The sequence below is a fragment of the Roseateles sp. SL47 genome, assembly GCF_026625885.1.
GTDB lineage: Bacteria > Pseudomonadota > Gammaproteobacteria > Burkholderiales > Burkholderiaceae_C > Roseateles.
Genome location: NZ_CP113068.1, coordinates 1794754 through 1809201, shown reverse-complemented (window position 1 = coordinate 1809201; position 14448 = coordinate 1794754). Strand labels below are relative to the sequence as shown.

General features: G+C 65.4%; 12 protein-coding genes and 1 pseudogene. 11 read left to right on the top strand and 2 right to left on the bottom strand.

Features of this window, described 5'->3' with window-relative positions; all coding sequences use genetic code 11:
- Position 1 precedes the first annotated feature (1 nt).
- Positions 2–484, bottom strand: coding sequence for an Lrp/AsnC family transcriptional regulator (locus tag OU995_RS07860; protein WP_267834969.1), 483 nt, complete (start codon positions 482–484; stop codon positions 2–4).
- A gap of 122 nt (positions 485–606) precedes the next feature.
- Here OU995_RS07860 and hppD point away from each other — a divergent pair, with 122 nt between their 5' ends.
- Positions 607–1731 carry a 4-hydroxyphenylpyruvate dioxygenase gene (gene hppD, locus OU995_RS07855; protein WP_267834968.1) on the top strand — a complete coding sequence of 375 codons (1125 nt, stop codon included), beginning with the start codon at positions 607–609 and terminating at the stop codon, positions 1729–1731.
- Here hppD and OU995_RS07850 read toward each other — a convergent pair.
- Positions 1664–2647, bottom strand: a complete 984-nt coding sequence (locus OU995_RS07850) for an esterase/lipase family protein (protein WP_267834967.1) — start codon at positions 2645–2647, stop codon at positions 1664–1666. The two genes, hppD and OU995_RS07850, sit on opposite strands and share 68 nt — an antisense overlap.
- Before the next feature lie 241 nt (positions 2648–2888).
- On the opposite strand from OU995_RS07850, the gene OU995_RS07845 reads away from it, so the two are divergent.
- The 10 genes and pseudogenes from OU995_RS07845 (at position 2889) to OU995_RS07800 (ending at position 14443) form a co-directional block, all read left to right on the top strand.
- Positions 2889–4586, top strand: coding sequence for a long-chain-fatty-acid--CoA ligase (locus tag OU995_RS07845; RefSeq protein ID WP_267834966.1), 1698 nt, complete (start codon positions 2889–2891; stop codon positions 4584–4586).
- 116 nt (positions 4587–4702) lie between these two features.
- Positions 4703–5119, top strand: a pseudogene (locus OU995_RS07840) (Mu transposase domain-containing protein); the annotation flags it as partial.
- A gap of 478 nt (positions 5120–5597) precedes the next feature.
- Positions 5598–6530 (top strand): nitrilase family protein, encoded by a 933-nt coding sequence (locus OU995_RS07835; protein WP_267834965.1) that lies wholly within the window; start codon positions 5598–5600, stop codon positions 6528–6530.
- A gap of 137 nt (positions 6531–6667) precedes the next feature.
- Positions 6668–7873, top strand: a complete 1206-nt coding sequence (locus OU995_RS07830; RefSeq protein ID WP_267834964.1) for a substrate-binding protein — start codon at positions 6668–6670, stop codon at positions 7871–7873.
- Positions 7874–7913: 40 nt separating this feature from the next.
- Positions 7914–8747 (top strand): branched-chain amino acid ABC transporter permease, encoded by an 834-nt coding sequence (locus OU995_RS07825; RefSeq protein WP_267834963.1) that lies wholly within the window; start codon positions 7914–7916, stop codon positions 8745–8747.
- A gap of 106 nt (positions 8748–8853) precedes the next feature.
- Positions 8854–10719, top strand: coding sequence for an ABC transporter permease subunit (locus tag OU995_RS07820; protein ID WP_267834962.1), 1866 nt, complete (start codon positions 8854–8856; stop codon positions 10717–10719).
- Positions 10720–10790: 71 nt separating this feature from the next.
- On the top strand, positions 10791–11477 hold the full coding sequence (locus tag OU995_RS07815; RefSeq protein WP_267836203.1) for an ABC transporter ATP-binding protein: 687 nt from the start codon (positions 10791–10793) through the stop codon (positions 11475–11477).
- A 2-nt stretch (positions 11478–11479) separates the two neighbouring features.
- Complete coding sequence (locus tag OU995_RS07810) at positions 11480–12460, top strand: asparaginase (RefSeq protein ID WP_267834961.1); 981 nt, start codon at positions 11480–11482, stop codon at positions 12458–12460.
- Between the two features lie 130 nt (positions 12461–12590).
- Positions 12591–13805: a transporter substrate-binding domain-containing protein gene (locus OU995_RS07805; RefSeq protein WP_267834960.1), complete on the top strand. Its 1215-nt coding sequence runs from the start codon at positions 12591–12593 to the stop codon at positions 13803–13805.
- Positions 13806–13819: 14 nt separating this feature from the next.
- A complete protein-coding gene (locus OU995_RS07800; RefSeq protein ID WP_267834959.1) occupies positions 13820–14443 on the top strand; it encodes an ANTAR domain-containing response regulator in 624 nt (207 codons plus the stop codon).
- Positions 14444–14448: the final 5 nt, after the last annotated feature.

Genomic DNA, 14448 nt, shown 5'->3' with positions numbered 1-14448 from the left:
ATCACACCGGGATGGCGGTGGTGTTTTTCAGGCGGTCCAGAACAAAACTCGTCTTGCAGTCCTGCACGCTGGGATGCTTGAGCAGGGTTTCGGTAATGAAGCGCGCGTAGTGCGCCATGTCTTCCACCAGCACCCGCAAGAGATAGTCCATGTCCCCCGTCAGGGCGGAACACTCCACCACTTCCGGCCAGGTCTGGACGGCCGCACGAAACAGGTCCATGGGGTTCCGTTTGTGGCTTTCAGTGTGCTTTTCAAGCCGCACATTGATGTAGGCCGTCAGCCCCAGCCCCACCCGCTCGGGATTGACCAGGGCCACATAACCCGCGATCACACCGGCCTCCTCCAGCCGACGCACCCGGCGCAGTACCGCCGAGGCCGACAGATTGGCCTCCGCTGCCAGGGCGTCGAAAGTGATGCGTCCGTCCGCCTGGAGGGCGTGGAGGATGCGTCGGTCGATCGCATCAAGCTCGATCTGCTTGTCCATGTTGGGATTCTTGCAGGAATCATGCGTTCACGTCGGGCTTTGCGCTTCAAATCGCATGAAAACTGCATCGGGCCACGCCTACAGTCTGACGAATATTGATTTTCGACAGACTGGAGACACGCATGGCCTTCACCCCTTGGGACAACCCGATGGGCACCGATGGATTCGAGTTCATCGAGTTCGCTGCCCCTGATCCTGCTGCCCTGGGTGAATTGTTCACCTCCATGGGGTTTGTGGCCGTTGCGCGCCACCGCCACAAGAATGTGACGCTGTATCGGCAGGGCGAGGTGAATTTCATCGTCAACGCCGAGACCGATGCATTCGCCCAGCGCTTTGCGCGCCTGCATGGCCCCTCCATCTGCGCCATCGCCTTCCGGGTGAAGGACGCCGCTTATGCGTATCGCCGCGCGTTGGAACTCGGCGCCTGGGGCTTTGACAACAAGGCCGGCCCGATGGAGCTGAATATTCCCGCCATCAAGGGCATTGGCGATTCGCTGATCTATTTTGTGGACCGGTGGCAGGGCAAAAACGGCGCGGCACCGGGGGAGATCGGCAACATCAGCATCTATGACGTGGATTTCGTGCCGCTGCTGGATGCGCAAGGCCAACCGGTCGAGTCCCGCCCCAAGGGCCATGGGCTGACCTATATCGATCACCTGACCCACAACGTGTTCCGGGGTCGGATGAAGGAGTGGGCGGAGTTCTATGAGCGCCTCTTCAACTTCCGTGAGGTGCGCTACTTCGATATTGAAGGCAAGTTGACCGGGCTGAAGTCCAAGGCCATGACCAGCCCCTGCGGCAAGATCCGCATCCCCATCAACGAGAGCAGCGACGACAAGAGTCAGATTGCGGAATACCTGGACCTGTATCACGGTGAAGGGATTCAGCACGTGGCGCTGGGCACGGACAACATTTACGCCACGGTGGAGGGTATGAAGTCCACCGGCGTGCAGTTCCAGGACACCATTGACACCTACTACGACTTGGTGATCAAGCGCTTGCCGGAGCACCAGGAACCGCTGGACGAGCTGCGCCGCCTATGCATCCTGATTGACGGCGCCGCGCATCAGGGTGCGCCTCATGAGTTGTTGCTGCAGATCTTCACCAAGGAAGTGATCGGCCCGATCTTCTTCGAGTTGATCCAGCGCAAGGGGAATGAAGGTTTTGGCGAAGGCAACTTCAAGGCGTTGTTTGAGAGTATCGAGCTGGATCAGATCCGGCGCGGTGTGCTGAAGGCAGAGGCCTGACCCCCGGCCCGGCCTCGACCGTGTGGATCAGCGAGATCGCGCGGTCGTAGGCCTCGGGTTCGAACACCAGCTGCAAGTGGCCGCGTGCCGCCAGGTGCACCACGCGCGCCCCGGGCAGCACGGCGGTTTCCGAGGGAAACACAATCTGGTCGCAGTGGCCATAGATGCATTCGAAGTGCCCGCCCAGGGTGTCGGGCTCTTCGCTGGCCAGTTGCAGCAACCAGGGTGAATCTCCCCGCATTTGTCGGGCGTTGACGGTGGTACCCAGGCGCGCCAGCGCAGTGCCATGGTGCGGTGTGCCCAAGCTCAGGATGCGATGGATGCGGTCCGGCGCGTGGCCGACGCTGCGCCACCAGGCGCGTGCGCTCAAGCCACCCATGCTATGGGCAACGATCAGCGGCGGGCGGCCGCAGAGCGTTTGAAGTTGCCGCATGGCGGCTTCAATGGTCGGCGCATAGCTGTCGATCGAGCCGAAGGCGGGTTCCAGGGTCACCGCGATGAAGGGGATGTCGTCCTCGCGCAGACGCTTCATCCAGTGATTCCACAAACCGCGGTTGCAGCTGTACCCATGCAGCAGGAGCACGCCACGAGGGGCCGTGGTGCCGGAGGGCAGGTGGTCCGGACAACGATGTTCGGCCCAAGGCTGGTCCCAACTGAATACCCGGGTGACCACCACCACTTCGCGCCACCAGGCGTGGAACAGGTCTGCCCAAGCGGCCACCGGAAGGCCGGGCGCCGGCGGAAAAAATCGCAGGGCCAGGAAGCTGGGAAGCATCACCAAGGCCGGCCCGGCCACAAACAGCGCCAGAACACCGACGCCCACGCCGAGCCCATAGCGATAGGTGGCCCAGGCCGTCAGCAGGCTACCGCCGAAGCAGCGAAACAGGGAGGTGAGGCGGTGGAGAAGGCCGTTCATGGGGAACAGGGTTGTCGGAGGGAGAGCGCGCAGTGTAGGCGGGCTGAGTGGCCGCCCGTCCTGGCGCAGAAGGTGGCCGGGGCCTTTGGGCGGCAGCACGTCGCAGACCCCCGTTGTCATCCAGGTGACGTCGCGCTTAGGGCAACTCCCCTAGGCCAACACAGGCGTCTGGCGCCAGCATGGACCCCAACACTGGCCGGTGGTGCATCCGCACCATGGCCGCACAACGAGCGACGGAGACATGACTGCTATCTACGCTGACAAGCCCTGGCTGGCGAGCTACCCACAAGGGGTGGCCCCCGACATTTCCCTGGACGCTTACCCGTCCCTCGTGGCACTGCTGGAAGAGGCCTTCAGGCTTCATGCGCGGCGGGACGCTGCGGTATGCATGGATCAGCGGCTGACTTTTGCGCAGGTGGATGAGTATTCAAAATCCCTGGGGGCCTGGCTGCAGCAACGTGGGCTGGCGCGTGGTGCGCGGGTGGCCATCATGATGCCGAACGTGCTGCAGTACATGGTGGCCATCGCGGCCATCCTGCGCGCGGGTTATGTCGTGGTGAATGTGAATCCGCTCTACACACCACGCGAGTTGGAACATCAGCTCAAGGATTCGGGCGCCGAAGCGATCATTGTTCTGGAGAACTTCGCGAAGACGTTGTCGGAGGTGATTGAACGGACGCAGGTGAAGCATGTCGTGGTCACCGGGCTGGGAGACATGCTGAGTTGGTGGAAAGGGCCGCTGATCAACTTCGCGGTTCGGCATCTCAAGAAGATGGTGCCCGAGTTCCGGCTGCCGTTGACCCAGGGGCGGACGGTCACACGTTATCGGACCGCGCTGGCACAGGGTGCCGACCTGCGGCTGCAGCCGGTGTCGTTGAACGCGGACGACCCGGCCTTCCTGCAATACACGGGTGGGACGACCGGCTTGTCCAAGGGAGCCACGCTGCTGCATCGCAATGTGGTGGCCAATATTTTGCAAAGCGAGGCTTGGTTCAAGCCCATGCTGAACAAGTTGGGTAATAAGCCAAGCACCATCGTGTGTGCCTTGCCTCTGTATCACATCTTTGCGCTGACGGCCTGCTACATGCTGGGCGCCCGCCTCGGAATGATGAACCTGCTGATTCCGAACCCTCGCGACATTCCCGGCTTTGTAGCCACCTTGCGCAACTACAAGGTCAACATGTTCCCGGCGGTGAATACGCTCTTCAATGCGTTGGCCAACGACCCGGGCTTCTCAAAGCTGGATTTCAGCGAACTGGTGATCTCCAATGGTGGCGGGATGGCAGTCCAGCAGGCCACCGCTGAGAAGTGGCAACGCCTGACCGGCTGCGCAGTGGTGGAAGGTTATGGCCTGTCGGAAACCGCGCCGGTGGCCACCATCAACCGGCTGGATATCGAGGGATTCAACGGATCCATCGGGCTTCCGGTCCCCAATACCGAGATCGCCATTCGCGACGATCAGGGGAACGATGTGCCGCTGGGAGAGCGCGGAGAAATCTGCATCCGTGGGCCACAGGTGATGGCGGGCTACTGGAATCGGCCTGAGGAGACGGCCCAGGCGATTGGCCCGGATGGATTCTTCAAGACCGGGGATATCGGCGTGATGGATGCGCAGGGCTTCACCCGCATCGTGGATCGGAAGAAGGACATGATTTTGGTCAGTGGGTTCAATGTCTATCCGACCGAGATCGAGCAAGTGGTGAACATGCATCCGGGCGTGCTGGAGTGCGCAGCCGTGGGCGTGCCCGATGTGCATTCGGGTGAGGCGGTGAAGCTGTTTGTGATCAAGAAGGACCCAGCGCTTGCCGAAGAAGACCTCAGCGCCTTCTGCCATGCGCAGTTCACGGGCTACAAGCGACCGAAGTACATCGAGTTCCGCGATGAGCTGCCCAAAACCAATGTGGGCAAGATCTTGCGGCGGGAGCTGCGGCAGCATTGAACGAAGCCGGGGCGGTGGCGGTGCAACTTCGAGCTGGTATCCGCGTGTTGGAACGAGGTTGGTTGTCGTCCAACAATGTGGTGCTGACTGCGGAGGGGGGCCACGCCGTGGCCAGCGCCTTCGCGGCCCTGGACCGACTTGTGCTGAAGCCGCTGCCGGCAGCCCGCATGCCCATCGCCCGCTTCAAGCGCGCACGCGTCAATATCGACTACCACGTCGAGCTCGATGGCCATGACTACAGCGTGCCGCACCGGCTGGTGCGCGAGCAGGTCGAGCTGCGCATCACCTCGACCACAGTGGAGATCCTCAGCAGTCAGCAACGCGTGGCCGTGCACGCCTACAGCCAGCGGCATGGCGCCCATACCACGGCACCGGAGCACATGCCGGCTTCGCACCGCGCCCACCGGGAATGGACGCCGGCCAAGCTCCTGGCCTGGGGGGCGCGCATCGGCGTGGCCACTGCCGCCGTGGTGCGCTGGCAGATGGAGCACCGGCCGCACCCCGAGCAGGGCTACCGATCCTGCCTCGGCCTGCAGCCCCCTTCGCTGCGGCCCTTTGATTACCAGTCCATTTCGGACGTGGTGCTGCATCTGCGCTACACCGCCCGAGCCAGCACTGGCGGGGCTTCTGGCCACCAGCATTGCAGGGGTGTCGTTCAGCAGTCCGCTGACGATCGGCATGGCGCAGCCCGGCAAGCTCAAGGAGTTGATCGTGGTGGTGAATTACGCCTTGACGGCCTGACTCGCCAGGGGCCCTGCCAAAGGGCTGCCCCTGGCGAAATGAGGTCCGTCAATCCGTGGGAGTCCTTGGTGGCGGAGCCAGGAACACCCTCTCGTGACACCCGGTTGACAGGCCCCGCTGATCTTCCTATTCTTCGCCCAGCAGTTGACGCCCACCCAGTGCGCGCCCGACTGCCTCAGCAGCATTGCTGACTCACATTCCGGCTATACAGCCCCTGAACCGCGCCTGTGCGCAGTCAGGGGCTTTTTGCTTTCTGGAGACTGGTTCACGATGTCCTCACCGCAGTTGCCGCCATTGCCTGTATCGCCGTCTTCCGCCCCTCAGGGCGATGGCGCGTCTGTCTTTCCGGACCTCAAGGTCGCCGCCGTCCAGATGGAACCGCGCATCGGCCAGGTCGCCGACAACGTGGCCCGCTCGGTGCGGTTCATTGAACAGGCCGCCGCGCAAGGCGCCTCGGTGGTCGTGCTGCCGGAACTGGCGAACACGGGCTATGTCTTCAGCAGCCGCGACGAGGCCTTTGCGCTGGGGGAATCCGCCACCGAAGGCCCCACCACCCGCGCCTGGCAGGCCGTGGCCGCGCGCCTGGGGCTTCATCTGGTCGCGGGCCTGACCGAGCGCGACGGGGACCGCCTCTACAACACCGCCGTGGTGATGGGTCCGCGGGGCCTCATCGGTCGTTATCGCAAGCTCCATCTGTGGGGCGACGAACATTTATTCTTCGAGCCGGGCAACCTCGGCTTGCCCGTCTTTCATACGGAGGTGGGCCGCCTCTCCGCCGTCATCTGCTATGACGGCTGGTTCCCCGAGGTCTACCGCCTGCTGGCCATGCAGGGCGCCGACCTCGTCTGCATGCCCACCAACTGGGTGCCCATGCCGCAGCAACCCGCCCACATGCCGGCCATGGCCAACACCCTGGCCATGGCCGCCGCCCACAGCAATGGCATGGCCGTCGTCTGTGCCAACCGGGTCGGCACCGAGCGCGGCCAGCCGTTCATCGGACAGAGTCTGATCGTGGGCGCGCAGGGATGGCCGCTGGCGGGTCCGGCCGCTGCCGAGGGCGAAGCGGTGCTGGTGGCCAGCGTCAACCTCAAGCACAGCCGCAGCGCCCGGCAACTCAACGCTTTCAACCATGTGCTGCGCGACCGACGCACCGACCTGTATGACCCGATGCTGGGCACGGGCTGGCCGCGGCCCGCCCTGTGAGCGCGCGGCGGCCCCAACCTTCAGGACGCCCGGTCAGGACGCTGTCTCAACACCTTTCCATCGATTCCATTCCATTCGATTCCATCCGACCGCCCTTCAACCTTCCTTCCACCTCCCCCACCAGGAAAGCCCCCACCATGACTCCCTTCCTGCGTTCCTCCCTCCAGGCCACCGGCCCTTCCCGTCCCGTCCGCGCTGCCGCTGCGCTGACCCTGGCCCTGGCCTGCCCGCTGCTGTGCCAGTCGGCCAGTGCTGCCGAGCCGATCAAGATCGGCGTGGCTGTTGGCCTGTCCGGCGCCAACAGCGTCATTGCGCCTGCCGTGGTGCAATCATCACAACGCGCCGTTGAAGAGATCAATGCCGCTGGCGGCATTCTGGGCCGGCCGATTCAGCTGGAGATCGTGGACGACGCCTCCGGCGCGGTTGGCGCCCAGAAGGCCTTCGACACGCTGGTGTTCCAGAAAAAGGTGCAGGCCATCATCGCCATGGAAACCAGTGCCGCCCGCAATGCCGCCCTGCCCATCATTTCGCGGGGCAAGGTGCCCTACATCTACACCTCGTTCTATGAAGGCCGCTCCTGCAACCCCTGGATGCATGTCAACGCCTGGGTGCCCGAGCAGCAGGTGGCGCCGGTGGTGGACTACTTCAGCAAAAGCCTGAATGCCCGTAATTTCTTCCTGGTAGGCAACGACTACGCCTTTGGTCGCGGCATGCTGGACTTCACCCGCAAGTACATCGAAAAGACCGGCGGCAAGGTGGTCGGCGAGGAATACCTGCCCATCGACGGCTCGGACTGGACACCGGTGCTGAGCAAGATCCGCGCGGCCAAGCCGGATGCGCTGATCAGCGCCACCGCCGGGGGTGCCCCCAACGTGTCGCTGGCCAAGCAACTGCAAGGCTCCGGCATGAAGCTGCCCTATGGCAACCTGGCCATTGACGAGGCCACCGCCCGCAACATGGGCGATGTTGCCAACGGCATGTACCTGTCGGCCTCCTATCTCACGACCATCGACATGCCCGAAAACCAGAAGTTCCTGGCGGCGATGAAGCAGCAGTTCGGCAACGACCTGAAGACGCCCAATGAGCTCTCGGTGCCGCAGTACGAGGCCTTCCACCTGTACAAGGCCGCCGTGGAGAAGGCCGGCAGCGTCGACCCGGAGAAGGTCATCAAGGCGCTGGGCGAAGTGGCCTATGTCGGCCCGCGCGGTCAGGTGCGGATGAACAAGCAGCGTCACACGCCGCTGTCCATGCGTCTGGGCCAGATCCAGAATGGGGGCCAGATCCGCATCCTGCAGACCTTTGAAGCGGTGGATCCCGGCGCGCAGTGCCCCAAGCTGAACTGAGGCGGACCCGCCTTCCCCGCGACAACAACAAGGAGACAAGATGATCCTGCTGCTGGACATCCTGACGACCGCGGCCGTGCTGTTCATCGTGACGGCCGGGCTGATGGTGGTCTTCGGGGTCATGAAGATCGTCAACTTCGCGCACGGAGCGCTGCTGACGGTCGGCGCCTATGCGAGCCTGGTGGTGACGCAGCTCAAGCTGAGCCCCTGGGTGGGCCTGCCGCTGGCCATCGTGGCCGGCGTGGTGGTGGGCATGGCCATCGAGCGCTGCATCGTGCGTCCGCTGTATCGGCGCCCGCTGGATGCCATCCTGGCCACCTGGGGCCTGGGCATTGTGATCGGGCAGCTCATCGTGGCCGCCTTTGGCCGCGAGGTGCAGTTCGTGGAGACGCCGGTTCAAGGCGCCTGGCGCATTGCCGGCGCCGAGTATTCCGCCTATCGGCTGCTGTTGGTCCCGGTGGCCCTGGGCCTGGGTGCCGGGCTCACCCTGCTGCTCAATGCCACCCGCTTTGGCGTCAACACCCGTGCGGTGATCATGAACGAGGATCTGGCCAGCGGGCTCGGCATCCCCGCCGACCGCATCCGCTTCATCACCTTCAGCCTGGGCGCTGCCCTGGGCACATTGGCCGGCACGCTCATCACCCCGCTGTCCAGCGTCGACCCGGGCATGGGCCTGCCGTGGCTGGTCAGCGCCTTCATGCTGGTGATGGTCTCCGGCCATTCCATGCCCAGCCTGATGCTGACCTGCCTGGTCTTCGGTGCCTGCCAGGTGCTGGTAAGCAGCTATTCCAGCGCCGTCCTGGGCGGCCTCACCATTCCGGTGCTGGCGGCCGTCACGCTGCGCCTGCGGCCCAAGGGGTTTGCCCGTGGATGAGACCCTGCGACCTCCCTCCCCTCATGCTTCTGCGCCCGACCCTGGCCTGCGTGCCGCGTCGGCTGCGCAGGCCCGTCCCCTGTCGTCTCAGGAAGGTGCTCACGCCATGAATCGCAGCCGCTCGCTGCAACGGCTGGTCGGCGTCAGCCTGGCCGGCGCCGCGCTGATCGCCCTCGGACCCTTTGTGTTCGACAGCTATCTGGTCAACATCCTGATCAAGGCCTTTTTCTTTGCCATCGTGGCCATCACGGTCGACGTGTTGTGGGGCTACACCGGCTACCTGACCTTCGGCCAGTCCGCCTTCTTCGGTCTCGGCGCCTATGCAGCCGGCCTGGTGTTCACCCATCAGGGTTTCTCCGGCGGCACGGTGGTGCTGGCCATCGCGGTGGCCGTGGTCGGGGCCATGGCGCTGGCCGGGCTGGTGGGGTGGCTGTCGTTCTATCGCGGGGCATCACCCTTCTTCGCCACCGTCATCTCGCTGGTCCTGCCGATCGTGGCCACGCAGCTGCTGCTGTCAGGCGGCGAATGGACCGGTTCCAGCTCGGGCCTGACCGGCTATACAAGCTTCGACTTCTCGCTGGAGACCTGGTTCTGGCTGGCCGGGGCGGCCCTGCTGGCCGTGGGCGTGCTCGCCTGGCTGCTGGTGCAAAGCGATTCAGGCCGCGTGCTGGCCGCCATCCGAGACAACGAATCCCGCTGCGCCTACCTGGGCCTGCGCGTGCCGCTGATCAAGATCCTGCTGCTGGTGGTCACGGCCGGGGTGGCGGGTTTTGCGGGCTTCGGCTATGGGGCCTTCAGTGGCGTGGTGGCCCCGGAGCTGACCGGTTTCGTGCTGGGCACGGAGCTGATCATCTGGGTGGCGCTGGGCGGCCGGGGCACCCTGTGGGGGCCCCTGATCGGCGCGCTGCTGATCAATGTGGCGACGGCCTACCTCAGTGCCAGCATGCCGTTTGCGTGGCAGTTGATCCTGGGCAGTGCCTTCGTGGCGGTCATCGTGCTGTTGCCACAAGGCCTGGTGCCGCTGCTCCTGAAGCCGCTGGGAGCGGGACGCCGTGCACCGGACGTGCCCGCACTGGTCGAGGAGCCGCTGGCGGCTCCCGGCGCTCCACCGCAGGAGCGGCCTGCGGGCCTGGAGCCCGCCCTGCTGGAGATGCGTGGCGTCACCCGGCAGTTCGGCTCGCTCAAGGTGCTGGAAGGCGTGGACCTGGAGGGCCGCGCCGGTGAGCTCATCGGCCTGATTGGCCCCAACGGCGCCGGCAAGACCACCCTGATGCGATGCATCAGCGACGGCGCCGAGCGCACCAGCGGCGACATCCGCATGGGTGGCGCGGACATCCGGCAGCGCCCCCCCGAAGATTGCGTCCGCCTGGGCCTGGGCCGCAAGTTCCAGAACGCCAACATCTTCGAGTCGCTCAGCGTCGCCGAATGCCTGCGAATGGCCACCGGGACCCGCCAGCGCCCCCGCCTGTTCAGCCGCGACACCACCCTCGCGCTACCGGCCTATGCGCTGGACGTGGTGAGAACCACCGGGCTGGACCGCCATCTCGGCACCATCGCCCGCGACCTGTCCCATGGGCAGCAGCAGGCGCTGGAGCTGGCCATGGTGCTCTCGCTGGCCCCACGCATCGTGCTGCTGGACGAGCCGACGGCGGGCCTGACCAAGACCGAGCGCTCGCAGATTGCAGGCGTACTGGCCTCGCTGGCCCATCGGCATCGGCTGTGCTGCCTGCTGGTGGAGCACGATCTGGACTTCGTCCAGGAGATCGCCACCCGCATCGTGGTGATGCATCAGGGCCGCATCGCGATGCAGGGAACGTTCAAGGACGTGACCGAGTCCGAGCTGGTCCGCACCATCTACGCGGGCAGCGCACAGGCGGCGCCGGCGGGTCCGTCGCCAGATCCGGTGTCAGCGGCGCGCCCAGCGCCCCGCCCAGGCTCCCACCCAGACTCCAATGGCAAGGAGGCAGCATGAGCGCCCTCCCTCACTCCACCGCCCCATCGGGCCCGGCCCGTCCCCTGCCGCCCGGCACGGCGACCCTGCAGATGCGCACCGTCACCAGCGGCTACAAAAACGCGGTGGTGCTGCGCGACGCCACGCTGGCCCTTCAACCCGGTGAAGCCGTGGCCCTGCTGGGCAAGAACGGCATGGGCAAGAGCACGCTGCTGAAAACCGTCATGGGCTACCTGCCCAAGCGCAACGGGTCGGTGCTGGTGAACGGCACGGACGTGACGCGGTGGGCACCGCATCGCATCGCGCGGCTGGGTGTGGCCTATGCGGCGCAGGAGCACGCCATCTTCTCCGAGCTCAGCATCCGCGACAACCTGCGGCTGGGTCTGCCGCATGACCGTGAGTTCGAAGACCGTTTCGCGCCGATCGCGCCCTTGTTTCCGGTGTTCCGGGACCGGTTGCGGCAGTATGCCGGCACCCTCTCCGGCGGGGAACAGAAGATGCTGCTGGTGGCCCGCGCGCTGATGATGCAGCCTGCGCTCATCCTGCTGGACGAAATCACCGAAGGCCTGCAACCGTCGGTGATCGACCGCATCGCTGAAGCCCTGCTGTGGGAGCGCGCACAGCGCGGCACCACACTGCTGCTGATCGAGCAGAACGTGGCCTTTGCACTCCAGGTGGCGGACCGCTACCTGGTCCTCAAGCAGGGGGAGATCGTGGATCAGGGCGATGCCCGGGACCCGCAGGCCATCGCCACCATCTTCAACCATCTGCGGGTCTGAACATGCGGCCGACGGTTCCCCTTTTTGCCACCGGCGGCACCATTGCCATGAAGCTGGACCCGCGCACCCATGCGCCCGTGCCGGCGCTCACCGGAGAAGCGCTGGTCGCCGCAGTGCCGGGTTTGAACGAGCTGGCTCAGCTGGAGGTCCATGAGGTGGCCAACGTGCCGTCCGACTACATGGATCCCCCGCGCTGGCTGGCGCTGCACGCGGCCATCAGCCGGGCCCTGGCGCGGGACGAAGTGGCGGGCGCCGTTGTGTCGCACGGCACCGACACGCTGGAGGAGACCGCCTGGTTCCTTGACCTCACGCTCGCCAGCACCAAGCCGGTCGTGATGGTCGGCGCCCAGCGCAACGCCTCGGAACCGGATTTCGACGGCCCCCGCAATCTGCGTCATGCGGTGCGCATCTGCCTGTGTCCCCAGGCGCATCACAAGGGCGTGCTGGTCGCGCTGAACGGGCAGATCAATGCCGCCCGGGAGGTGTCCAAGACCCATACCAGCGACGTTGGCGCCTTTCAGTCCGGCCCCTTTGGCCTGCTGGGCGTGGTGGAGGAAGACCGGGTGCAGTGGGCCCGCTCGCCCCTGCGGCGTCAGCACGTGGCCTTGACGGGGCAGCCACTGCCCCGCGTCGACATCGTGCCCATGTATGCCGGCGCGGACGGGGCCCTGCTGCGGGCCGCGCTGGCCGCCGGCGCCCGGGGCGTGGTGGTGCAGGCGCTGGGCTACGGCAACGTGAACCCTGAACTTCACGAGGCCGTGCGGGAGGCCCTCACGCGGGGCGTGGTGGTGGTCATTGCGTCGCGGTGTCCGCAGGGACGCACGCTGCCACTGTACGGTTTCGTGGGCGGCGGCCGCACCCTGCAAGGGGCGGGCGCTGTGTTTTCGGACGACCTCAGCCCCCAGAAGACGCGGATCCTGCTTATGCTTGCGCTGCAGGCGGGACACGGTCCGGACATCATTCAGGAGTTGTTTCTTCGATAGGGCAAATTGGCACCGGTCGCCGGGCGGGCCATGCCAACGCAACACCGCAACACCGCAACACCGCTATTGCACAGCACGATTGCAGCACCATGGCAACGCGCGCACAGAGCTTCAGGGAGTGAATCACCGCATGCAGTCGGACCCTCTACATTCCACGGCCACGCGTCCTGGCGCGGGCGGCCACTCGGGCGGCCACTCGGGCGGCCATCCGGGCGGCCCTGCCGACAATGGCTGGCGCATCGGCATCCTGTATTCCCGCTCCGGCGCCACCAGCGTCACCGAGTCGGAGCATTTTTTCGGCACCACACTGGCGGTGGAAGAAATCAATGCCCTGGGCGGTGTGCTGGACCGCCCGCTGGTACCGCAAGCCTACGACCCCAAGGGCGATTCGGACGAATACCGTCGGCTGGCCACCAAGCTGCTGATCGAGGATGAGATCAACGTCATCTTCGGCTGTTCGCGCTCCTCCAGCCGCAAGGCGGTGCTGCCGGTGGTGGAGCGCAACAATGCGCTGCTCTGGTATTGCTCCTTCTACGAAGGCTTCGAATACTCGCCCAACATCATCTACACCGGGGCGGTGCCCAACCAGAACAGCATGCAGCTGGCCGCCTACCTCCTTCAGCATCACGGCCCCCGCTTTTTCCTGGTCGGCAGCGACTACATCTACCCTCGCGAATCCAACCGGGTGGTGCGGGATGTGGTGGAGGAGCACGGCGGCGAGATCGTTGAAGAGGTCTACCTGCCCATTGAGGCCGGCCGGGCCGAGCTGGACGAGGTGCTGCGCGAGATCGCCGCCAGCCAGCCCAATGTCATCTTCTCCACGCTGGTCGGCCAATCAGCGCGGCAGTTCTACAGCCTCTATCGTGAGCACGGCCTGGACCCGCAGCGCATGCCGATCGCCAGCCTCTCGATGGCGGAAGAGGAAATCCGGCTCATCGGGCCGTCGCTGTGCGCGGGGCACATCACCGCCGCCACCTACTTCGGGTCGCTGAAGAATGAGAGCAACCTCCACTTCACCCGCCTGTGGCGTGAGCGTTTCGGGGACCGGCCGACCAGCACCTGGTCGGAAATGGCCTATACCCAGGTGCATCTGTTCGCTCGCGCGTTGGAGCGCACCGGCAGCCTGGACAGCCGTCGCCTGGTGGAGGCCGCCCATGGCCTGCATTTCGAATCCCCGGAGGGGCCCGTCAGCATCGATGCGGACAACAACCACTGCGTGCTCACGCCGCGGATCGGCATCTGCCGCAGCGACGGGCAGTTCAACGTGGTCTGGGAGAGTGCGGAGCCGGTCAAGCCGGACCCCTACCTCTCCAGCTTTGGTTTCTCAGAGTTCTGGCTGCGATGAGGGGAGGACCTGCGGTGAGTTCCAGCCTTCGTCGCCTCTATGAAGACCTGCGCAAGATCTGCGTGGCCGTGGTCTATCCGCCTGGGGAAGAACGCGATGTGGTGGTGCAGCAGCTGCAGCGCATCGGCTGCCGGCTGAAGGTGCTGTGGCCCTTCCCCTCGGAGCCGCCCAAGGACGCAGACGTGATCTTCTTCTGGGTGTCCCAGGAGCTGGAGGGCACCACCTGGACGGCCAGCGCGGTGAATGCCACGCTGGTGGCCCTGTCGGACTATGAAAGCCCCACCACGCTCAAGCTGCTGCTGGACACCCATGCGCATGGCGTCATCACCAAGCCGTTCCGCTCCTCCGGCATCCTGAGCACCCTGGTGCTGGCACGTTCTTCCTATGGCTTCCAGCAGCGCCAGCAAGGCAAGATCGACAAGCTGGAGGCCACGATCAAATCGCGCCGCCAGCTCGAGAAGGCCATCCGCACGCTGGTGGACCACCAGCACATGAGCGAAGCGCAGGCCTACGAGCACATCCGCGCGCGCGCCACCAGCCTGCGCATCACCGTGGCGGAGGTTGCCTCGATGCTGATCGAGGCCCAGGAGGCCATGGACAAGCTGGGCCTGGGCCGACCTGCGGCGCCGCCACGCTGACCCAT